A 21077-nucleotide genomic window follows, 5' to 3' on the forward strand; every position below is an offset into this window, starting at 1 on the left:
GACGGGTTCTACGGCTGCTCGGCGACGGCGGGTTCCGCGGTCGCCATCCGGGACCGGCGGTAGCCGTAACTGAAGTAGAACACGAGCCCGACGGCCATCCAGACCCCGAAGACCACCCAGGTGACGGCGGACAGGGAGGCCATCATCCACAGGCACAGCAGGAAGCCGATCGCGGGCAGCACCGGCGCGAGCGGAACCCGGAAGGTGCGGCGCATGGCCGGGCGCGTCCGGCGCAGCACGACGACGGCGACGTTGACCAGCGCGAAGGCGAACAGGGTGCCGATGCTGGTGGCGTCGGCGAGCTGGCCGAGCGGGATCGCGGCGGCGAGGACACCGCAGAACAGCGAGACGATGACCGTGTTGGCGCGGGGCGTGCCGGTCTTAGGGTGGACCCGGGCGAACACCTTGGGCACCAGGCCGTCGCGGGCCATCGCGAACAGGATGCGGGTCTGGCCGTAGAGCACGGTCAGCACGACGCTGGCGATGGCGATGACGGCGCAGGCCGCCAGCAGCGTCCCCCAGAAGGTCTGCCCGGTGACGTCCTTCATGATCTCGGCGAGCGCGGCCTCCGAGTCGCCGAACTGCCGCCAGGGCTTCGCGCCGACGGCGACGGCCGCGACGAGGACGTACAGGGCGGTCACGATGACCAGCGAGAGCATGATCGCGCGCGGCAGGTCGCGCTGCGGGTCCTTGGCCTCCTCACCGGCGGTGGAGGCGGCGTCGAAGCCGATGTAGGAGAAGAACAGGGTGGCGCCGGCGGCGCTGACGCCCGCCATGCCGAGCGGCATGAAGTGCTCGTAGTTGCCGGAGCGCAGGCCTTGGACCCCGATCGCGCAGAACAGCACCAGGGCGGCTATCTTCACGGCCACCATGATGGTGTTGGCGCGCGCCGACTCGCGGGCTCCGCCGAGCAGGAACGCCATCGCGAGCAGGACGACGATCAGCGCGGGCAGGTTGAAGATGCCCCCGTCACCGGGCGGCGCGGAGAGCGCGTCCGGAATGGTGACGCCGATGGTGCCGTCGAGCAGCTCGTTCAGGTACTCGCCCCAGCCGACGGCGACGGCCGCGACGGAGACGCCGTACTCCAGGACCAGGCACCAGCCGCAGATCCAGGCGATCAGTTCGCCCATCGTCGCGTACGCGTACGAGTACGAGGAGCCGGCGACCGGGATGGTGCCGGCCAGCTCCGCGTAGGAGAGGGCGGAGAACAGCGCCGTGAGACCGGCGATGACGAAGGACAGGGTGACCGCGGGTCCGGCCTTGGGGACGGCCTCGCCGAGGACCACGAAGATGCCGGTGCCGAGCGTGGCACCGATGCTGATCATGGTGAGCTGCCAGAGGCCGAGGGAGCGCCGCAGCGAGCCCCCCTCGCCGTGTCCGCCCTCCTGCACCAGGCGTTCCACCGGCTTGCGGCGCATGAGGCGCGCGCCGAAGCCCGGGGAGGGCCGGGCGGACGTGGATGGGGACTGCGGGGGTGCGCCTTGGTCGAGCACGCGCTGGCTCCTTCATCGCTGCCGGTCGAAGAGAACGGGAACCGGCGGCACCCCTGACAGCCGGGACCCGCCGAGCGGGGTCCCCGCCACACCTTTTGGTACAGCGCCCGACCCTATGAGTTCGGGCTTCACGGGCGTAATGCAGCAACCTTGCGCATCTCCGCAAGATCGTTGCGTTCATCGCATCCCGGCGCGTGTTCGTTGCGCGGGACTTTTCGATGGTTGCGCGAGGCCGCTTCCGGCCGGGCGGGGAGCCGCCGGGACGGCCGGACGACCACCGTGCGCCGGACCCCGCGGGACGGACGCGCCGGAGGCCGTCCACGCGTGCGGCCCCCGCTCCGGAAGGGGAGCGGGGGCCGTGCGGGGAACAGCGGCGGATCAGCTCCAGCTGGCGTGCAGGGGCTTGCCCTCGGCGTAGCCGGCGGCGCTCTGGATGCCGACGATCGCGTTCTCGGCGAACTCCTCCAGGGAGTTGGCACCCGCGTAGGTGCAGGAGGAACGGACGCCCGCGATGATCGAGTCGATCAGGTCCTCGACGCCCGGGCGGGACGGGTCGAGGAACATCCGCGAGGTGGAGATGCCCTCCTCGAACAGCGCCTTGCGGGCCCGGTCGTACGCGGACTCCTCGCTGGTGCGGTTCTTGACGGCCCGCGCGGACGCCATGCCGAACGACTCCTTGTACAGGCGCCCGCTGGCGTCCTGCTGGAGGTCGCCCGGGGACTCGTAGGTGCCGGCGAACCACGAGCCGACCATGACGTTGGACGCGCCGGCGGCCAGTGCCATCGCGACGTCGCGGGGGTGGCGGACACCGCCGTCGGCCCACACGTGCTTGCCGTACTTCTTCGCCTCGGCGGCGCACTCCAGGACCGCGGAGAACTGCGGCCGGCCGACGCCGGTCATCATGCGGGTGGTGCACATGGCGCCCGGTCCGACACCGACCTTGATGATGTCGGCGCCCGCGTCGATCAGGTCCTTGACGCCCTCGGCGGCGACGATGTTGCCCGCGACGATCGGCACCTGCGGATCGAGCGCGCGCACGGTCCGGACGGCGTTGATCATCGATTCCTGGTGGCCGTGCGCCGTGTCGATGACGAGGGTGTCGACGCCCGCGTCCAGCAGCTGCTTGGCCTTGCCCGCCACGTCGCCGTTGATGCCGACGGCGGCGGCGATGCGCAGCCTGCCGTTCGCGTCGGTGGCCGGCGTGTACAGCGTGGCGCGCAGGGCGCCCCTGCGGGTGAGGATGCCGGCCAGCTTGCCGTCCGCGTCCACGGCGGGGGCGTAGCGGCGGTTGGCGGCGTCGAGCCGGTTGAACGCCTCGCGGGGCTCGATGTCCGCGTCGAGGAGCAGCAGGTCCTTGGACATGACCTCGGACAGCTGGGTGAAGCGGTCCACGCCGGACAGGTCGGCGTCGGTGACCACACCGACGGGACGGCCGTCCTCGTCGACGACGACGCCCGCGTTGTGCGCGCGCTTGGGCAGCAGCGCCAGCGCGTCGGCGACGGTCTGGTGGGGCACGAGGACGATCGGGGTGTCGAGCACCAGGTGGCGTCCCTTGACCCAGGAGACGACCTCGGTGATGACGTCGATCGGAATGTCCTGCGGAATGACGACAAGGCCACCGCGACGGGCGACGGTCTCGGCCATCCGCCGGCCTGCGATCGCCGTCATGTTGGCGACCACGAGCGGGATGGTGGTGCCGGTGCCGTCGGGGGAGGCGAGGTCCACTCCCTGACGGGAGCCCACGGCCGAGCGGCTGGGCACCATGAAGACGTCGTCGTACGTCAGGTCGTACGGGGGCTGGATGTCGTTGAGGAAACGCACGTGCTGCACATCCCAGTCGATCAGAGGTGGCCCCCGGACAGGTCAGCCAGGGGGAAGAGCACGTACTTCATTGTCCCATGCCGCCCTGTACGCGGTCCCCGGGCGGATCATCCAGGCTGGTCAGGGGACAGTTGGTCGGATCCTCCAAGGGAGAGGACGACCGACAGCGCGGCGTCGAACTGCTCGTAGTGACCGGAGGCCGATTCCAGCACCTCCTGCGCCGTCTCCCACTCCTCGGGCCGGCTCCGCGCGTAGGGGCGCCAGCCGGTCACCACGACGAGTCTGCCCGGGTTGGCCGGTCCCCAGTCGGGGTCGCCCAGGACGTCGGCGAGCGCGTCCCAGTTCCGGCCGAACCACTCCGGCAGGTCGAGGTCGCGGACGCAGCGTGCCATGAAGGCGCCCTTGTCGAGCACCCCGGAGAGGTCGAGCTCGGTGACCTGCCACCCGGCCGAACGGCACACCGCCGCGAGCGGACCGTACGTCATCTCAGCACCGCCTTGAACGAGTTGTAGTGGTCGTCGGTGTAGAAGATCTCCCCGTGCCGTCCCGTGACGATGCGCCGGGCCCCGCGGTCGCGCTCGCCCGGGGTGCGCACCGTGTACTCGTGGTAGTAACCCCTGGCGTGTCCGGGCAGCTCGCGCTCGAAGTTGCCGAAGACGGAGCCGTCCTCGGCGTACGGGAAGGGGCCGCCCCGGTCGACGAGGGCGAGGGTCGCCCGCGCCTCGGCGGGGAGCGCGGCCGCGGGGACGGTCGGCAGGCCGCCGGCCCAGGACGGGGTCCGCACGGCACGGCTCGCGGCGGTGGCCGCGGAGTCCCCCGGGCCGGCCGTGCCCGTCGGCGAGCAGCCCGTCGGCAGGACCGTCAGACAGACCAGCAGTCCGGCGGACAGAGGGCCCGTGAACGCGTGAGGGGACGGCCGCGGCGGCATGAGTCGATGCTGCCACGGCCGTCCCCTCACGGCGCGCTCCGGTGCCGTCCTCAGGGCCCGTCCGGGTCCGCCCGGTTGAGTGCCGGACGCGGCGGCGGGCCCGCCGTCATCAGCGCGTCCGCGGCCGAGGTGTCCGTCACCAGGCTGGTGACGAGCCCGGACCGCAGCACCGCGTCGATGGCGGCCGCCTTGCGCTGGCCGCCCGCTATGGCGACGACCTCGGGGATACGGCGCAGCCGGTCGGCCTCGACCGTGATGCAGCGCTCTCCGAGGTCACGTCCGACCCGGCGGCCCTCGGCGTCGAAGAGGTGCGCGGACATCTCGGCGGCGACACCGAGGGACGCGTAGTGCGCGCGCTCCTCGTCGCTGAGCATGTCGTGCACCGTGGAGATGCCGGGCTCCCAGGAGCCGATGGAGACGCAGGCGACGGTCACCTTGTCGAAGTACTCGAAGGCGCGGGCGATCCCCGTCTGGTGGCGCAGCGCCGCCGCGGTGGCCGCGTCGGGCAGCAGCATCGGCGCGTAGATGGGGTGGGCGTCGCCGCCCGACACCTGCGCGGCGCGCCGGACGGCCTCGACGGAGCCGCGCTCGGCGGTCCCGGCGTCGTACACGCCCGTCAGCTGCACCACGGTGCACGGCGGGAGCCGGTCCAGGGCCGCCGCCATGTGGATCGTGGAGCGGCCCCAGGCGAGGCCGAGCACATCGCCCTCGTTGACGAGTTCGCCGAGCAGGTCGGCGGCCACCTCTCCGAGGTTCTCCGGGTCGGGCGACTCCTCGGCCTCGGCCGGGGACTCGACGACCACGGCGTGCCGCAGGCCGTAGCGGGCCCGCAGCGCGTCCGAGCGCTCCGCGTCGAGCTCGGCGGGGACGCGGATCTCGATCCTCACGAGATCCCGTTCGAGAGCGGTCTCCAGGACCCGGGCCACCTTGAAGCGGCTGACGCCGAACTCCTCGGCGATCTGGATCTTGGACTTGCCCTCGAGGTAGAAGCGGCGGGCCATGGCCGCCGCCTGGACCAGCTCAGCGGGTCCCATCCGCATGGCTGACCGGCCCGCCGACATACCCGACACGGCCATCTCCTCACTTCTGTTCACACTCTGGATTCGCCGTTCATCCTCGCAGATCCGGCGCGCTTGATCCGCCCTGATGGACGGCGTTCACGTTCCCTTGGCTCAGTGGTCGCACGCCCACGACGCACGGGCCGTCGCCTCCTCGGCCTGCGTGCGCAATGCACGTACCGCCTGAGCGGGGTCCGCCGCCCCGTACACCGCCGAACCGGCGACGAACACGTCGGCTCCCGCCTCCGCGCACCGCTCGATGGTCGAGGCCGAGACACCGCCGTCGACCTGGAGCCACAGTTCCAGGCCGTGCTTGCTGATCAACTCGCGTGTGCGGCGGATCTTGGGGAGCATGATGTCAAGAAAGGCCTGGCCCCCGAATCCGGGCTCGACCGTCATGATCAGCAGCATGTCGAGCTCGGGCAGCAGGTCCTCGTACGGCTCGATGGGGGTCGCCGGCTTGAGCGCCATGGAGGCGCGGGCGCCCTTGGCCCGGATCTCCCGGGCGAGCCGGACGGGCGCGGCGGCGGCCTCCACGTGGAAGGTGACGGAGCCGGCACCGGCTTCCACGTACTGGGGCGCCCACCGATCGGCGTCCTCGATCATCAGATGGCAGTCCAGCGGAGTGTCCGTCGCACGGGCCAGAGACTCTACGACCGGCACCCCGAGGGTGAGGTTCGGTACGAAATGGTTGTCCATGACGTCGACATGGAGCCAGTCCGCGCCTTCCACCGCCTTTGCCTCCTCGGCAAGACGGGCGAAGTCGGCGGACAGGATGCTGGGGTTGATCTGCGCGGCCATGCCCCAAGACTGCCATGTCCCGGGCCCGTTGCCCGCCCCGGTCCGGCCCCGGGTCGTCCCGCGCATGCCGTACGACGGTCCGCCGTGCCATTCTGGACGGTCCGACGGCGCTGCGTCCGGTCCCGGGGGTGGACATGAAACGGCTCGACGTCTGGAAGCACGGGGCCATCGGAGTCGTGTGCGGCCGACGGTCCAAGTGGCTGGTCCTCGCCCTGTGGCTGCTGGTGCTCCTCTTCGTGGCGCCGCTCGGGACGAAGCTCAGCGACGCCCAGGACAACGACGCCCAGTCCTGGCTGCCGGGGTCGGCCGAATCCACCCAGGTCCTCGACATCTCGAAGGGGTTCAGGCCCGAGCAGATCCCCGCGGTCGTCGTCTACGCGCGCCCGGACGGGCTGACGGTGCAGGACCGCCGGCAGATCGCCGAGGACGTGCAGCAGCTCAAGACGCTGCGGGAGCACGGCATCCGCGGGGCGGAGACGCGGGGGCCGGTGTTCGACCGGCAGCCGGATCCGCGCGCGGCGCAGGTGTACGTCCCGATCACCATGGACGCGTCCGGCTGGCAGCGGATCTCCCCCGCCGTCGACTCCATCCGTGACCAGGTCGGCAAGGGCGACGACGGGCTCTCCGTGCACATCACCGGGCCCGGCGGTACCGCCGCCGACTCCGCCAAGGCCTTCGAGGGCATCGACTCGACGCTGCTCTACGCCGCGATGGCCGTCGTCATCGTCATGCTGCTCATCACCTTCCGCAGCCCGACCCTGCTGTTCGTCCCGCTGCTCGGCGTGGTCGTCGCCCTGTTCACGGCCCAGGCGCTGATCTACCTACTGGCGAGACACGCCGGCCTGACCGTCAACGGCCAGAGCGCGGGCATCCTCACCGTGCTGGTGTTCGGCGCGGGGACCGACTACGCCCTGCTGCTGGTCGCCCGCTACCGCGAGGAACTGCGCCGCCACGAGGACCGGCACGAGGCGATGGCACTCGCCATGAACCGGGCCGGACCGGCCATCCTCGCCTCGGGCGCCACGGTCGTCCTGAGCATGCTGGTGCTGCTGGTCGCCGAGATGAACTCGACGCGGGGCCTCGGCCCGGTCGCGGCGATCGGCGTGGCCGTCGGCCTGATCGCCATGCTCACGCTCTTCCCCGCGCTGCTGCTCGTCTTCGGCCGCTGGATCTTCTGGCCGGCCGTCCCGCACCTCGGTTCGGCCGATCCGACCAGGAGCGGCGTCTGGGCGCACATGGGCCGGCGGATCGCCCGCCGCCCCCGGACCACCTGGGTCGCCACGGCGCTGGCGCTGGGGCTGCTGTCCCTCGGTCTGATCCAGCTGCGGGCCGCGGGCATCCCCAACGCCGACCAGTTCACCGGGAAACCGGACTCGATCACCGGCCAGGAGGTGTCGGCGCGCTACTTCCCCGCCGGCGGCGGGGATCCGCTGGTCATCGTGGCCGACACGGCCCAGGGCAGACAGGTCGGCGAGGCCGTGGCGGCGGACCCGGGCGTGGTGGCGTCGAGCATCGGGGTGCCACCGGGCGTCGCGCCCGTGCACGACGGCAGGGTGCTGTTCGAGGCGACCACCCGTGCCCCCGCCGACAGCGCGGCGGCCAAGGACACGGTGGAGCGGGTGCGCGACGCGGTGCACGCCGTTCCGGGCGCCGACGCGAAGGTGGGCGGCGGCTCGGCGGCCCTGCTGGACATGGAGAACGCCCAGACGCACGACAACTACCTGGTCATCCCGCTCGTCCTGGTGGTGGTCCTGCTGGTCCTGAGCGTCCTGTTGCGCGCCCTGGTCGCTCCGCTGCTGCTGATCGGGACCGTGGTGCTGTCGCTGGCCACCGCCCTCGGCGTGAGCGCGCTGGCCTTCCGGCACGTCTTCGACTACGCGGGCGAGGACGTCGCCTTCCCGCTGTTCGTCTTCGTGTTCCTGGTGGCGCTCGGCATCGACTACAACATCTTCCTGACCACCCGCATCCGCGAGGAGGCGACCCGCCACGGCACCAGACAGGGGGTGGTGACGGGACTGGCCACCACCGGGGCGGTGATCACCTCGGCCGGCCTGGTCCTCGCGGGCACGTTCGCGGCCCTCGGCACCCTGCCCGTCGTGGGCTTCGCGGAGATCGGCTTCGCGGTCGCCCTCGGCGTGCTCCTGGACACCTTCGTGGTGCGCTCGGTGCTGGTCACCTCGCTCTTCCTCGACGTCGGCCCGAAGGTGTGGTGGCCCAACCGGCTCGCGCACGAGGACGGCGGGCACCGCCCCGCGGAGGCGGGGGAACCGCACGAGTCCGGGGAGCCCGCGCTGTCGCAGGAGTCCGGGGAAGCCGGAGACCCCACGAAACCGGCTCGGCCACCCGGCTGACGGAACGGCTCGGCGAGACCGCGGTCGGCCGCGGTTGACCCGGCCCCTCGGCACGGCCCGAAGCGGCGCGGCCGTGCCGAGGGGCCGGGTCAGCCGGTCCGGCGGATCAGGGCCAGGTACATCGCGTCCGTGCCGTGCAGGTGCGGCCACAGCTGGACGTCGGGGCCGTCGCCCAGCGCGGGCACGCCGGGCAGCAGCGGGCGGGCGTCGAGCAGTTCGGCGGAGCCGTCCTCGAGGTGCTTGAGGACGTCGTCCACGACCGCGCGGGTCTCGGCGAGGTGCGGCGAGCAGGTCGCGTAGCCGACGACACCGCCCACCCGTACCGAGGCGAGCGCCGTGCGCAGCAGTCCGCGCTGGAGCGGTCCGAAGCCGTCGAGGTCCTCGGGGCGGCGCCGCCAGCGGGCCTCGGGGCGGCGGCGCAGCGCGCCCAGGCCCGTGCAGGGCACGTCCATGAGCACCCGGTCGAACGTGCCGGGCCGCCACGGCGGGCGGGTGCCGTCGGCGGCGATGACCTGGTAGGGGCCGGGGTTGCCGGCGAGCGCCTTGGCGACGAGTCCCGCCCGGTGCGGCTGCTTCTCGGAGGCGAGCAGCCTCGCCCCCCGCTGCGCGGCGAGGCCCGCCAGCATCGCGGCCTTGCCGCCGGGTCCGGCGCAGCCGTCCAGCCAGAGGCGGTCGGGGCCGTCGAGCGGCGCGTTCGCCAGGGCGATCGCCACCAGCTGGCTGCCCTCGTCCTGGACGCCCGCACGGCCCTCGCGCACGGCGTCGACGGCGCCCGGCTCACCGCCCTCGGTGAGCCGCACGGCGTACGGGGACCAGCGCCCGGGAAGCGCCGAGTCCTCGTCGAGTGCGTCGAGGAGCTCCTCCGCGGTGGAGCGTCCGGGCCGGGCGACGAGGGTCACCTCGGGCCGCTCGTTGTCGGCCTCCAGCAGGTCCTCGATGCCGGCCCGGCCGCCGCCGAGGGAGTCCCAGAGCGCGGAGACGACCCAGCGCGGGTGCGAGTGCACGACGGCGAGGTGGTCCTCGGGGTCCTCGTCGTAGGGCGGGGCGACCTGTTCCAGCCAGGTGTCGAGGTCCTGCCGCGAGACCTTGCGCAGCACGGCGTTCACGAACTTGGCCCGCCCGTCACCGAGCACCACCCGGGCCAGCTCGACGGAGGCGGAGACGGCCGCGTGCGTCGGGATGCGGGTGCCGAGCAGCTGATGGACCCCGAGGCTGAGCACGTCGAGGACCGGCGGGTCGACCTCCCGCAGCGGCCGGTCGACGCACGCCGCGATGACGGCGTCGTACGTCCCCTGGCGGCGCAGCGTGCCGTACACCAGCTCGGTGGCGAGCGCGGCGTCCCGGGCGTCGAAGTCGCCCTTCTCCCGCGCCTTGCGCAGCAGCGGCGGCAGAACGAGGTTCGCGTACGCGTCCCGCTCGTCCACGGCCCGCAGCGCCTCGAAGGCGAGCATGCGGACCGGGTCCTTCTGGGGGCGGCGGTAGGGCTTGCCGGGCTTCTGCGGCCGACGGGGCTGCTCACTCACGAAAAAGGTGCTCCGGATCCAGGAAAAAAGGGTGCGCTCATCAGCGTACGCCGCGGGGCTCGCGGCGTACGCGCCCGGCCACGCGCCGAAGTGGCACCCCCGCGGGGCCCGGGAGGCCCTGCCGGGCCCCGTGCCTTCGCCGAGGCCGCGCCGGCCTCGGCGGCGCCCGCCGCGGAGGCCGGCGCGGCCTCGCGGTCCTCACCGCGGGGGTGGCTGCCCGGCTCAGACTCCGAGGCGTTCCCCGGAGGGGATCCGCACCCCGCGGGCCCAGTCCGCGGCCCGCATCGGCTTCTTGCCCTGGGCCTGCACCCACAGCAGCTCGACGGCGTACGAACCGGTGCCCACGTACACGTTGTTCTTGGCGACGGACAGCTCTCCCGGGGCGAGGTCCGTGCGGTCGGGCACCGTCGCCACCTGGATGAGCTTGAGCCGCTCGGCGCGGAAGACGGTCCAGGCGCCGGGGGCGGGCGTGCACCCGCGCACCATGCGGTCGACGCGCAGCGCCGGGGCGGCCCAGTCGATGTGGGCGTCCTCGACGGTGATCTTCGACGCCGTGCTGATGCCGTCGGCGGGCTGCGGTACGGCCTTGAGGGTGCCGTCCTCGATCCCGTCCATCGTCGCGGCGAGCAGCCCGGAGCCGGCGAAGGCGAGCCGCGTGAGCAGGTCCCCGCTGGTGTCGGTGGGCCGGATCTCCTCGGTGACGGTCCCGTACACCGGTCCCGAGTCCAGGCCTTCCTCGATCAGGAAGGTGGTGGCGCCCGTGATCTCGTCACCGGCCATGATCGCGTGCTGGACGGGGGCGGCGCCGCGCCAGGCGGGGAGCAGCGAGAAGTGCAGGTTGACCCAGCCCTGGGCGGGGATGTCGAGGGCGACGCGGGGCAGCAGCGCCCCGTACGCGACGACGGGACAGCAGTCCGGGGCGATCTCCCGCAGCCGGGCCAGGAAGTCCTCGTCCCGCGGCTTCACGGGCTTGAGCACCTCGATCCCGGCCTCCTGGGCCCGCTGGGCGACCGGGCTCGCGACGAGGTGTCGCCCCCGTCCGGCGGGCGCGTCCGGCCGGGTCACGACGGCGGCCACCTCGTGCCGCCCGGAGGCGATCAGGGCGTCCAGGGCGGGAACGGCGACCTCGGGGGTGCCTGCGAAGACGAGCTTCATGGGTGGCGGTTGGCCTCTCGGGCGGGAGCACTTCCGTCCCCCGCGCGCGCCGGTTCGGGCACGGTGCGGGGCAGCGCACCAGTCTATGCCGCGCGGGACCCGAGGGCTCGGGGGTTCTCCGGGGGGCCGGGGAGCCGGGGGTCATGTCCCCCTGCCGGCACGGGCGGTGCGGGCCGGACCCGGGGACGGACGGTACGGACAGCGCGCCGCACACGGACACGGCCGGTGCGGACCGCCCGTCGTCACAGGTCACGCGGCCGTCCGGGGACGCACGGGGCGCGTCCACCGCACGACGGGGGGCGTACAGCCCGGGACACGCCCCGTTCATATGCTCTTGCGCCCTTGCACCCGTGACCACTCACCCGTCCACGCGTTGGTCAAGAAAGAGTTGACCACAGCGGGCTGTGCACGAGCGGCCCGATCCCTTTCAACGCCGGTTCGAGAGGCTTGTTCATGGCCGACCATGCAACCCACGACGCCCAGGCTCGGGCCAGCCTGCACTTGCTGGTGCGCGACATCGAGCGGGTCCGTCGGCAGGTGGACGCACTGCGCACGCTCACCGCCCAGTTGGGCAACGTCTACCGCCCGCGCCGTGCCGGCCCCTCCACGGGCTTCGTCGTCTACGGACGCGCTCCCGCCCCGACCGTCCGGCTGGCCCAGGAGCTGCGGGACAGCGTCGAGACGCTGGTCACCGCCGCCGTGGACTTCGACCGGTCGCTCGGCTTCTCGTGGGACGCGGTGGGCTCGGCCCTCGGGGTCACCAAGCAGGCGGTGCACCGGCGTTACGGCGCCCGTCGCGCCGCGGCCCAGGCGGCCGCCGAGGCGGAGCGCGCGACGGAGGCGGCCGACACGCGCACGGTCTCCGTCAACGCCGCCCTTCCGCCGGTGCCGACGGTCCCCGCCGCCCATTCCATGCCGACCCAGCCGACGGCCGGCAGCCCGACGCTCCGTGACGAGGTCAGGCCCACGGCCTTCCCCGGCCCGCGCAACGGCTGACCCGACGTCCTGGGACGACCATCGCCTCCCGGCGCCCTGACCCCGGGGGGCGGTCCCCCGCGCGTACGGCATCCGCGCCCTGCCCCTGCCGGCCGTCGAAGGCACGGCCGGCAGGCACCCGTCGGCCGCGGCGGCACCCGTGCATCACGTGCTCCGCGCCCCGCGCCCCCGGTACTCCGCGCCCCACGCGCCCTCACCGGGTCTCACCCGATGTCGGGCGGATCGATCCGGATGCGCACGGACTCACCGCCCCCGCGCGCCATGCGTGCCGCCTGCGCGCCCTTCAGCGCGGCCGCCAGGGCCGCGCCACTTCCCGGGGGCACCCGGACGAGCACCCGCTCCCCGGCCTCCCCGGAAGGCGGCCCACCGGGCCGCCGGGACCGCCCCGCCTCACCGGCCGGCAGCGGTACGGGACCCAACACCTCGGCATCGCCCGGGAGTTCGACCGCCGCCAGGAAACCGGCGAGCGCCTCCGGCGTCCCGGACACCGCCGCCATCCGCGAGACGGGCGGGAACGCCAGCTCGGCCCGCTCGGCGAGTTCACGCACCGCGTGCCCGACCGGATCCCACCGCACGAGCGCCTGCACGGGCCGCAGGGCCGGCTCGGCCACGACCACGACCGTGCCTCCCGCCCCCTGCGGGCGGACCAGCGCGGCGGCACCCGTCCACCGGCGCAACGCGTCCTCACCGGCCCGCAGATCGGGCCGCCCGAGCATGGCCCAGCCGTCCAGCAGCAGGGCCGCCGCGTACCCGCCGTCGGCGACGGGCTCGGCCCCCGGCGTGCTGACCACCAGGGCGGGCGTCGCGGGCACCGTGTCCAGCACCTGCTCCCTCCCCGACGTGCGCACGGGCACGGCCGGGAACGCCCGCCCCAGCTCCTCGGCGGTCCGCCGGGCGCCGACGACCTGCGCCCGCAGCCGGAACCCGCCGCACTCCTGGCAGTGCCAGGAACTCTCGTCGCGCCCGCACCACCCGCAGCGCAGCGCCTGGGCGTCCTGCGCCTCCAGCGGCCCCGCGCAGTGCCGGCACCGCGCGGGCTCCCGGCACCGCGCACACGCCATCCTGGGCACGTACCCCCGCCGGGGCACCTGGACCAGCACGGGCCCCTGCTTCAGCCCCTCCCTGACGACCTGCCAGGCGAGCGTCGGCAGCCGGGCGGCCCTGGCGGCCTCGTCCCGCGCGAGATCGCCGTCCGAGACGGTCCGCACGAGCGGCGCGGCGGCGCGCACCTGTTCCCGGTCGGCGGCCAGCGGCAGCGCCCAGCCGCTCTCGACCAGCTGCGCCGCCTCGACCGTGCACGTCCAACCGCCGAGCAGGAAGCCGCACTTGTCGCGCGAGGCCCGCAGCTCCAGCACTTCCCGGACGTGCGGGAAGGGAGCGTTGTCGTCGCTGTGTCCGTCGTCGCCGTCGTCCCAGACGACGACGAGACCCAGGTTCCGCACCGGCGCGAACATCGCGGCACGGGTGCCGACCACCGCCCGTACGGACCCCCGTCGTACGGCGAGCCAGTCGCGGTAGCGCCGCTCCGGTCCTGCGTCGGCGGTCAGCACGGCGTGCTGACCCTCCCCCAACTGGGCCTTGAGGGCCGCGTCCACGCGGGCGGCGGGCCGGCCCGCCGGTACGACGACGAGCGCGCCGCGTCCGGAGGCGAGCGTCGCCCGCACCGCGCGGGCGATCTCCTCGGCCCACTCGGGACCGGGCAGCGCGGTCCACACGGCGCGCGGGGCGCCGCCGGAGGCGAGCGAGATGAGGAAGTCCGTCCCTCTTGCGTACCGCCGCCAGGTCCCGGGATCCGGTACGCCTGGCGGGGGCGGGGGCGCCGGCGACTCCCGCGCCTCGGCGCGCGCGTGCCGGGGCGGCACGGCCAGTTGCAGCACGTCAGCGAGCGATCCCGCGTACCGGTCGGCGACGGCGCGGGCGAGCCCCAGCAGTTGGGGGTCGAGGACGGGTTCGGGCGAGACGACCTGGGCGAGGGCGGCCAGCGGCCCGGAGTAGTCGGACTCGGCGACCCGCTCGATCAGGTACCCGTCGATGAGGCCGCCGCCCTCGCGCCGTCCCTGGCGCACATTGCGTCCGCCGGCGCCGAACCGGACCCGCACCCGGACGCCCGGCCTCGCGGCCTCGTCGAGGTCCTCGGGCACGGCATAGTCGAAGTAGCGGTCGAGGTGCAGCACGCCCTTGTCGACGAGCACCCGCGCGACGGGCAGTTCCCTGGCCAGCGGGGCGCCCCGCCAGGTACGCGGCTTCGCCTTCGGCTCCTTGGCCTGCCGCACGGCCTCCCGGATCAGCGCGAGTTGCTCGGGCGGTGCGCCCTCCGCGCCGCCCGCGCTGTCGTCGGATCGCCCGTTCGCGCTGCTCACAGCAGTATTCCTACCAGACCGCACCGACAGCGCCGCCCGCTCGCGACCGGGCCGAGCGGCGTCGGTTCTCCCGAGGTCAGGGCGGCAGCGGTACGTGTTCCAGATTCACCGCACGCCGTGGGCGTACTCCACCGAAGTAACCGCGGCCATCGCACCGGGAGATCATCAGCGTACGAACTCCGGTCCGGACGGGCCACCGCTTTTCCGCGAGGGACCCCGGCCCCGGTCGCCGCGGGACCCGGCCACCGTCCTCCGGGCAGCCGTGAGGCCCGGCACCCCGAGGGGTGCCGGGCCTCACGGCTCGACGAAGCCTTCGCGGACTACAGGCCGGCGGCCTTGCGCAGCGCGTCCACCCGGTCCGTCCGCTCCCACGTGAAGTCGGGCAGCTCGCGGCCGAAGTGGCCGTAGGCGGCGGTCTGGGAGTAGATCGGGCGGAGCAGGTCCAGGTCGCGGATGATGGCGGCCGGACGGAGGTCGAAGACGTCCGTGATGGCGGTCTCGATCTTCTCGGCCTCGACCTTGGCGGTACCGAAGGTCTCCACGAACAGACCGACGGGCTCGGCCTTGCCGATCGCGTAGGCGACCTGGACCTCGCAGCGCGAGGCGAGGCCCGCGGCGACGACGTTCTTGGCGACCCAGCGCATCGCGTAGGCGGCGGAGCGGTCGACCTTGGACGGGTCCTTGCCGGAGAAGGCGCCGCCGCCGTGGCGGGCCATGCCGCCGTACGTGTCGATGATGATCTTGCGGCCGGTCAGGCCGGCGTCGCCCATCGGGCCGCCGATCTCGAAGCGGCCGGTCGGGTTCACCAGCAGGCGGTAGCCCTCGGTCTCCAGCTTGATGCCGTCGTCGAGGAGGGCCTTGAGCTCCGGCTCCACCACGAACTCGCGGATGTCGGGGGCGAGCAGGGACTCCAGGTCGATGTCCGAGGCGTGCTGCGAGGAGACGACGACGGTGTCCAGGCGGACCGCCTTGTCGCCGTCGTACTCGATGGTGACCTGGGTCTTGCCGTCGGGGCGCAGGTAGGGGATGGTCCCGTTCTTGCGGACGTCGGACAGCCGGCGCGAGAGCTTGTGCGCGAGGTGGATCGGGAGCGGCATCAGGTTCGGGGTCTCGTCCGTCGCGTACCCGAACATCAGGCCCTGGTCGCCCGCGCCCTGCCTGTCCAGCTCGTCCTCGTCGCCCTCGACACGGGACTCGTACGCCGTGTCGACGCCCTGCGCGATGTCCGGGGACTGGGAGCCGATCGACACCGACACACCGCAGGAGGCTCCGTCGAAGCCCTTCTTCGACGAGTCGTAGCCGATCTCCAGGATCTTGTCGCGGACGAGCTGGGCGATCGGCGCGTACGCCTTGGTCGTGACCTCTCCGGCCACGTGCACCAGGCCGGTGGTGATGAGCGTCTCCACGGCGACCCGGGACGTCGGGTCCTCGCGCAGGAGGGCATCGAGAATGGTGTCGCTGATCTGGTCAGCGATCTTGTCGGGGTGACCCTCGGTCACGGACTCCGAGGTGAACAGGCGACGGGACACAACGCTCCCTGTGGTTGCAGCGGCTGCTGGCTGATCATTGGTGGACGGCCGGGGGCTGCGCCCGGCGTCGTCCGAGAACAGTTTATCGGTCGCACTCGGCCGCGGGACCCCTGTCTCGCCTCTCGGAAGGCCTGTGACCTGCGGCACGGGCATTCTCCGCCATCGCCACGGGTCTCCGCCAGGGTCGCCACGCCCGATTTTGCGGGCTTTGTGGTGACGGGTGTGATGGGTGAGGGTTCACCCCAGTCGGTGCGTCACCAGGTCCCACACGGTCTCGGCCAGCGCTTCCTTGGGTCCGTGCGGCACCGGGGTCTCGCTCCCGTCGGCTCCGAGCACCACCGCCTCGTTCTCCTCGGAACCGAAGGTCTTGCGCTCGCCCACCTCGTTCACCACGAGGAGGTCGCAGCCCTTGCGTTCCAGCTTCGTCCGTCCGTTCGACAGGACGTCGTCGGTCTCGGCGGCGAATCCCACCACGACCTGGCCGGGGCGCGCGCGGTCACCGGAGATCTCCGCGAGGATGTCCGGATTACGGACGAGAACGATCGGCTCCGGTTCCTGGCCGTCCTTCTTCTTGATCTTTCCGGCAGCGTATGCCTGGGGGCGGAAGTCCGCCACCGCGGCCGCCATCACCACCGCGTCGGCGTCCTGGGCCGCCTTCAGCACGGCCTCCCGCATCTGCACGGCGGTGCCGACCTGGACCACGTCGACCCCGGCCGGGTCCGCCAGACCCGTGTTCGCCGCGATCAGCGTGACCCGGGCGCCGCGCGCGGCGGCGGTGCGGGCGAGGGCGTACCCCTGCTTGCCGGAGGAACGGTTGCCGAGGAAGCGGACCGGGTCGAGGGGCTCACGGGTGCCGCCGGCGCTGACGACGACGTGCCGTCCGGCGAGATCCGGCTCGCCGACCCCGCGGGCGAGGACGCGACGGCAGATCTCGAAGATCTCCCCCGGGTCGGGCAGCCGCCCCTTGCCGGTGTCGACGCCGGTCAGGCGTCCCACGGCGGGTTCGACGACCACGGCGCCGCGGCGCCGCAGGGTCGCCACGTTCTCCTGGGTCGCCGGGTGCTCCCACATCTCGGTGTGCATGGCGGGCGCGAAGACGACCGGACAGCGGGCGGTGAGCAGGGTGTTGGTGAGGAGGTCGTCGGCCAGCCCGTGGGCGGCCTTGGCGAGCATGTCGGCCGTCGCGGGGGCGACCACCACGAGGTCGGCGTGCTGTCCGATGCGCACGTGCGGGACCTCGTGGACGTCCGACCAGACCTCGGTGGAGACGGGGTGGCCCGAGAGCGCGGACCAGGTGGCGGCCCCGACGAACTCCAGCGCGGAGGCCGTGGGCACGACACGCACGTCGTGGCCCGACTCGGTCAGTCGTCGCAGCAGCTCACAGGCCTTGTACGCGGCGATGCCACCGCTGACCCCCAGAACGACCTTCGGCTTGTCCACCGTCTCTCCCCGGGCTCGGAAACGTACGACTCCATGACACACCACAGGCCCGGCAGTCGCGCCGCCGGGCCTGGGATGAGCTTTTGATACGACTACTGAGCGGGGCCCTCGACGGCCTCGGAGGTCAGCAGACCCGCGTTGATCTCGCGCAGGGCGATCGACAGCGGCTTCTCGTGGACGTGGGTGTCGACGAGCGGACCGACGTACTCGAGGAGGCCCTCGCCGAGCTGCGAGTAGTACGCGTTGATCTGGCGGGCACGCTTGGCCGCGTAGATCACCAGGCTGTACTTCGAGTCGGTGGCCTCGAGGAGCTCATCGATCGGAGGGTTGATGATGCCCTCGGGAGCAGTGATGGAAGAGGACACGCTCTGCCTTCCGAAAGGTGGAAAATGACCTGAAAGATCAAACAACTTCCACCAAGGCTAGCAGCTCGCGCGCCACGTCCTCGACGGAGGTGTTGACAAGGGTGGTGTCGAACTCCGGCTCGGCGGCGAGTTCGACCTTGGCCGCCTCCAGGCGGCGTTCGATCACCTCGGGCGGTTCGGTGCCCCGTCCGGTGAGCCTGCGCACCAGCTCCTCCCAGGAGGGCGGGGCCAGGAACACGAGGAGCGCGTCCGACATGGACTCGCGGACCTGACGGGCTCCCTGGAGGTCGATCTCCAGGAGGACCGGCTTGCCCGACTCCAGGTGCTCCGTGACCGCGGCACGCGGAGTGCCGTAGCGGTTGCCGGCGAACTCGGCCCACTCCAGGAGCTCGCCGTTGGCGATGAGCTTGTCCATCTCGTCGTCGGAGACGAAGAAGTAGTGGACTCCGTGCTTCTCGCCGGGGCGCGGCTTGCGGGTCGTCGCCGACACCGAGAGCCAGAGCTCGGGATGCGCCTTGCGCATATGCGCGACGACCGTGCTCTTGCCGACCCCTGAGGGGCCGGAGAGCACGGTCAGCCGCGGACGTACGTCCGGGGGTACGGGGGACGTCCCCCGGGGTGTTGCAGCCATGCAGCGATTATTCCAGCAATCCCGGTGTGTCCAGGACTCAGGCGCCGGAACCGCCGAACTCGCGCTCCAAAGAGGCGATCTGGTTCGAGCCGAGACCGCGCACGCGACGGCTCTCGGAGATCCCGAGCCGCTCCATGATCTGCTTGGCGCGGACCTTGCCCACGCCCGGCAGGGACTCCAGGAGAGCGGAGACCTTCATCTTGCCGATGACGTCGTTCTCCTGGCCCTGCTTGATGACCTCGTGAAGAGAGGCGCCGGAGTGCTTGAGTCGATTCTTGACCTCGGCCCGCTCCCGGCGAGCCGCGGCGGCCTTTTCGAGCGCGGCTGCGCGCTGTTCAGGGGTAAGGGGCGGAAGAGCCACGCCTACGTCACCTCGGATGTCGAACTGTCGGATACGGACCGGTGAGGAACCTGGTGGCCCCACACCCGGGAGCCTTGGGCAACACGCTCGCCCGTTCCCCCCTGCCGCCTTGACAGCGCGGGAGGTGCTCCACTCGACGGAGACTAGCGGGCAAGTGCGCCGGAGTCAGCGAGAACAGAGGAAAAGTCCTGGTCAGCCTCCCTGGAGCCCGGCATTTGCGACATACCTCCCCGGATTTGAGAATGTATTCAGACTCGGGGCGCCCGGAAGGCACTCGTCGGAGGGCCCTCGAACGGCTGTCCGGAGTACTCAGGCGGCCGCCACGGCCGCCCTGATCTCCTCCGCGAACCCCTCGGCCGACTCGCGCAGGGCCGTGACGTCGGGACCGTGGCGCAGCACGCCCCGGCTGACGTTCGGGACGACGTTGCGCACGGCGGGCCCGAAGACACCCGCCAGATCGGCCGCGGTCGCTCCCTGGGCGCCGATGCCGGGCGCGAGGAGCGGCCCGTTGATCTCCAGGTCGTAGGAGGAGAGATCGCCCAGGGTGGCGCCGACGACCGCGCCGAAGGAGCCGAGCGGCCTCTCGTCCGCGTTCTCGGCGGCCAGGTGCCCGAGCATCGTCGCTCCGACGTTCCGCCCGTCCGCGCGGACGGCGTGCTGCACCTCGCCGCCCTCCGGGTTGGAGGTGAGCGCCAGCACGAAGAGCCCGGCCCCGCTCTCGCGCGCCAGTTCCACCGCGGGCCCGAGCGAGCCGTAGCCCAGGTAGGGCGACACCGTCAGCGCGTCCGAGAAGAGCGGCGCGTCCTTGCGCAGGAAGGTCTCGGCGTACGCGGCCATGGTCGAGCCGATGTCGCCGCGCTTGGCGTCCATCACGACCAGCGCGCCGGCCGCCCGCGCCTGTTCGACGGACTTCTCCAGGACGGCGATCCCGCGCGAGCCGAACCGCTCGAAGAACGCGCTCTGGGGCTTGAGGACGGCGACGCGCTCGGCGAGCGCCTCGACGACCGTGCGGCTGAAGCGCTCCAGGCCCGCGATGTCGTCGCCGAGCCCCCAGTCGGCGAGCAGGGACGCGTGCGGGTCGATGCCCACGCACAGGGGACCGCGCTCGTCCATGGCGCGGCGCAGGCGCGCGCCGAAGGGTTCCAGGCTCATGCGGACTTCCTCACGTCGGCGCCGACCGCGTCGGCGAGGGTGGCGTACGGGCTCGTCCGCAGACGGGCGGCGAGTCCCTTGTGGATGGCACGGCCCCAGAAGGGGCCCTCGTAGATGAAGGCGCTGTAGCCCTGGACCAGCGTGGCGCCGGCCAGGATGCGCTGCCAGGCGTCCTCGGCGGTCTCGACGCCGCCGACGCCCACCAGGGTGATCCGGTCGCCCACGCGCGCGTAGAGGCGGCGCAGCACCTCCAGGGAACGCGCCTTGAGCGGCGCGCCGGACAGGCCGCCGGTCTCCTTCACCACGGCGGGGTCGGACGTCAGCCCGAGCCCATCGCGCGCGATGGTCGTGTTCGTGGCGATGATCCCGTCCAGGCCGAGCTCGACGGCGAGGTCGGCCACCGCGTCGACGTCCTCGTCGGCGAGGTCGGGGGCGATCTTGACGAGGAGCGGGACGCGCCGGTCGGTGACGGAGCGGTCGGCGGCCTCGCGGACGGCGCTGAGCAGCGGGCGCAGCGCCTCGGTGGCCTGCAGGTTGCGCAGTCCGGGGGTGTTCGGGGACGAGACGTTCACGACGAGGTAGTCGGCGTGCCGGGCGAGGCGCTCGGTCGACTTCACGTAGTCGCCGACGGCCTCCTCCTCGGGGACGACCTTGGTCTTGCCGATGTTGACGCCCACGACGGTCCTGAAGACGGGCGTACGGGCCGCCAGCCGCTCGGAGACGGCCGCGGAGCCCTCGTTGTTGAAGCCCATGCGGTTGATCAGCGCGCGGTCCGGCACGAGGCGGAAGAGCCGCTTCTTGGGGTTGCCGGGCTGCGGCTCGCCGGTGACCGTGCCGATCTCGATGTGGTCGAAGCCGAGCATCGACATGCCGTCGATGGCCACGGCGTTCTTGTCGAAGCCGGCCGCGAGTCCGAACGGTCCGTGCATGCGCAGGCCGAGCGCTTCGGTGCGCAGCTCCTTGTACCGGGGCGCGAGCGCGGCGGCGACGAAGGTGCGCAGGACGGGGACGCGGGCGACGAGCCGGATCCAGCGGAAGGCGAGGTGGTGGGCCTGCTCCGGGTCCATCCGCTTGAAGACGAGGTCGAAGAACAGCTTGTACATGATCGTGTCC

The 21077-nt window shown here is 72.7% G+C and carries 18 protein-coding genes; 2 read left to right on the top strand and 16 right to left on the bottom strand.

Features of this window, described 5'->3' with window-relative positions; all coding sequences use genetic code 11:
• Positions 1 to 8: 8 nt before the first annotated feature.
• The 6 genes from ACICHK_RS08615 to rpe form a co-directional block, all read right to left on the bottom strand.
• Positions 9 to 1493, bottom strand: a complete 1485-nt coding sequence (locus tag ACICHK_RS08615) for an amino acid permease (RefSeq protein ID WP_406836449.1) — start codon at positions 1491 to 1493, stop codon at positions 9 to 11.
• A gap of 378 nt (positions 1494 to 1871) precedes the next feature.
• Entirely contained in the window at positions 1872 to 3314 is a 1443-nt protein-coding gene (locus ACICHK_RS08620) for a GuaB1 family IMP dehydrogenase-related protein (RefSeq protein WP_406841178.1), read from the bottom strand.
• Positions 3315 to 3421: 107 nt separating this feature from the next.
• Positions 3422 to 3799 (bottom strand): barstar family protein, encoded by a 378-nt coding sequence (locus ACICHK_RS08625; RefSeq protein ID WP_406836450.1) that lies wholly within the window; start codon positions 3797 to 3799, stop codon positions 3422 to 3424.
• Positions 3796 to 4242: a ribonuclease domain-containing protein gene (locus tag ACICHK_RS08630; protein ID WP_406836451.1), complete on the bottom strand. Its 447-nt coding sequence runs from the start codon at positions 4240 to 4242 to the stop codon at positions 3796 to 3798. Before ACICHK_RS08630 ends, ACICHK_RS08625 begins: the two co-directional genes overlap by 4 nt.
• 50 nt (positions 4243 to 4292) lie before the next feature.
• Positions 4293 to 5336 (bottom strand): sugar-binding transcriptional regulator, encoded by a 1044-nt coding sequence (locus ACICHK_RS08635; protein WP_162684062.1) that lies wholly within the window; start codon positions 5334 to 5336, stop codon positions 4293 to 4295.
• A gap of 78 nt (positions 5337 to 5414) precedes the next feature.
• Positions 5415 to 6101: a ribulose-phosphate 3-epimerase gene (rpe, locus tag ACICHK_RS08640; protein WP_103549712.1), complete on the bottom strand. Its 687-nt coding sequence runs from the start codon at positions 6099 to 6101 to the stop codon at positions 5415 to 5417.
• 134 nt (positions 6102 to 6235) lie between these two features.
• Between rpe and ACICHK_RS08645 the strand changes: the two genes are divergently transcribed.
• Positions 6236 to 8452: an MMPL family transporter gene (locus ACICHK_RS08645; protein WP_406836452.1), complete on the top strand. Its 2217-nt coding sequence runs from the start codon at positions 6236 to 6238 to the stop codon at positions 8450 to 8452.
• Positions 8453 to 8541: 89 nt separating this feature from the next.
• Here the strand turns inward: ACICHK_RS08645 and ACICHK_RS08650 are convergent, their stop codons facing one another.
• Together ACICHK_RS08650 and fmt are read right to left on the bottom strand one after the other, a co-directional pair.
• The gene (locus tag ACICHK_RS08650; protein ID WP_406836453.1) at positions 8542 to 9975 is read right to left on the bottom strand and encodes an RsmB/NOP family class I SAM-dependent RNA methyltransferase; all 1434 of its coding nucleotides are present in this window, start codon (positions 9973 to 9975) and stop codon (positions 8542 to 8544) included.
• 222 nt (positions 9976 to 10197) lie between these two features.
• Complete coding sequence (fmt, locus tag ACICHK_RS08655) at positions 10198 to 11130, bottom strand: methionyl-tRNA formyltransferase (protein ID WP_406836454.1); 933 nt, start codon at positions 11128 to 11130, stop codon at positions 10198 to 10200.
• A gap of 453 nt (positions 11131 to 11583) precedes the next feature.
• Here fmt and ACICHK_RS08660 point away from each other — a divergent pair, with 453 nt between their 5' ends.
• Entirely contained in the window at positions 11584 to 12126 is a 543-nt protein-coding gene (locus ACICHK_RS08660; protein WP_103549734.1) for a hypothetical protein, read from the top strand.
• Positions 12127 to 12329: 203 nt separating this feature from the next.
• On the opposite strand, the gene ACICHK_RS08665 is transcribed toward ACICHK_RS08660, so the two are convergent.
• The 8 genes from ACICHK_RS08665 to ACICHK_RS08700 form a co-directional block, all read right to left on the bottom strand.
• Positions 12330 to 14486: a primosomal protein N' gene (locus ACICHK_RS08665; RefSeq protein ID WP_406836455.1), complete on the bottom strand. Its 2157-nt coding sequence runs from the start codon at positions 14484 to 14486 to the stop codon at positions 12330 to 12332.
• Between the two features lie 320 nt (positions 14487 to 14806).
• Complete coding sequence (gene metK / locus ACICHK_RS08670) at positions 14807 to 16015, bottom strand: methionine adenosyltransferase (protein ID WP_151468486.1); 1209 nt, start codon at positions 16013 to 16015, stop codon at positions 14807 to 14809.
• Between the two features lie 237 nt (positions 16016 to 16252).
• Positions 16253 to 17455: a bifunctional phosphopantothenoylcysteine decarboxylase/phosphopantothenate--cysteine ligase CoaBC gene (gene coaBC / locus ACICHK_RS08675; RefSeq protein ID WP_406836456.1), complete on the bottom strand. Its 1203-nt coding sequence runs from the start codon at positions 17453 to 17455 to the stop codon at positions 16253 to 16255.
• A 92-nt stretch (positions 17456 to 17547) separates the two neighbouring features.
• A complete protein-coding gene (gene rpoZ, locus ACICHK_RS08680) occupies positions 17548 to 17820 on the bottom strand; it encodes a DNA-directed RNA polymerase subunit omega (protein WP_003982715.1) in 273 nt (90 codons plus the stop codon).
• A gap of 37 nt (positions 17821 to 17857) precedes the next feature.
• Positions 17858 to 18451, bottom strand: coding sequence for a guanylate kinase (gene gmk, locus ACICHK_RS08685; RefSeq protein ID WP_151468484.1), 594 nt, complete (start codon positions 18449 to 18451; stop codon positions 17858 to 17860).
• Between the two features lie 37 nt (positions 18452 to 18488).
• Positions 18489 to 18812 (bottom strand): integration host factor, encoded by a 324-nt coding sequence (locus ACICHK_RS08690; protein WP_016638838.1) that lies wholly within the window; start codon positions 18810 to 18812, stop codon positions 18489 to 18491.
• A gap of 309 nt (positions 18813 to 19121) precedes the next feature.
• On the bottom strand, positions 19122 to 19964 hold the full coding sequence (pyrF, locus tag ACICHK_RS08695; protein WP_406836457.1) for an orotidine-5'-phosphate decarboxylase: 843 nt from the start codon (positions 19962 to 19964) through the stop codon (positions 19122 to 19124).
• Positions 19961 to 21067, bottom strand: coding sequence for a quinone-dependent dihydroorotate dehydrogenase (locus ACICHK_RS08700; RefSeq protein WP_406836458.1), 1107 nt, complete (start codon positions 21065 to 21067; stop codon positions 19961 to 19963). The genes pyrF and ACICHK_RS08700 overlap by 4 nt, the downstream gene beginning before the upstream one ends.
• Between the last annotated feature and the right edge of the window lie 10 nt (positions 21068 to 21077).

Origin of the sequence: Streptomyces sp. AHU1 (assembly GCF_045343905.1) — a bacterium.
GTDB classification, from domain to species: Bacteria; Actinomycetota; Actinomycetes; order Streptomycetales; family Streptomycetaceae; genus Streptomyces; species Streptomyces triticiradicis.

Coding starts and splice junctions, on each gene's coding strand:
- ACICHK_RS08645 (WP_406836452.1), top strand. CDS start 6,236: ATGAAACGGCTCGACGTCTGGAAGCACGGGGCCATCGGAGTCGTGTGC.
- ACICHK_RS08660 (WP_103549734.1), top strand. CDS start 11,584: ATGGCCGACCATGCAACCCACGACGCCCAGGCTCGGGCCAGCCTGCAC.
- rpe (WP_103549712.1), bottom strand. CDS start 6,101: ATGGCCGCGCAGATCAACCCCAGCATCCTGTCCGCCGACTTCGCCCGT.
- ACICHK_RS08700 (WP_406836458.1), bottom strand. CDS start 21,067: ATGTACAAGCTGTTCTTCGACCTCGTCTTCAAGCGGATGGACCCGGAG.
- gmk (WP_151468484.1), bottom strand. CDS start 18,451: ATGGCTGCAACACCCCGGGGGACGTCCCCCGTACCCCCGGACGTACGT.
- pyrF (WP_406836457.1), bottom strand. CDS start 19,964: ATGAGCCTGGAACCCTTCGGCGCGCGCCTGCGCCGCGCCATGGACGAG.
- ACICHK_RS08630 (WP_406836451.1), bottom strand. CDS start 4,242: ATGCCGCCGCGGCCGTCCCCTCACGCGTTCACGGGCCCTCTGTCCGCC.
- fmt (WP_406836454.1), bottom strand. CDS start 11,130: ATGAAGCTCGTCTTCGCAGGCACCCCCGAGGTCGCCGTTCCCGCCCTG.
- ACICHK_RS08625 (WP_406836450.1), bottom strand. CDS start 3,799: ATGACGTACGGTCCGCTCGCGGCGGTGTGCCGTTCGGCCGGGTGGCAG.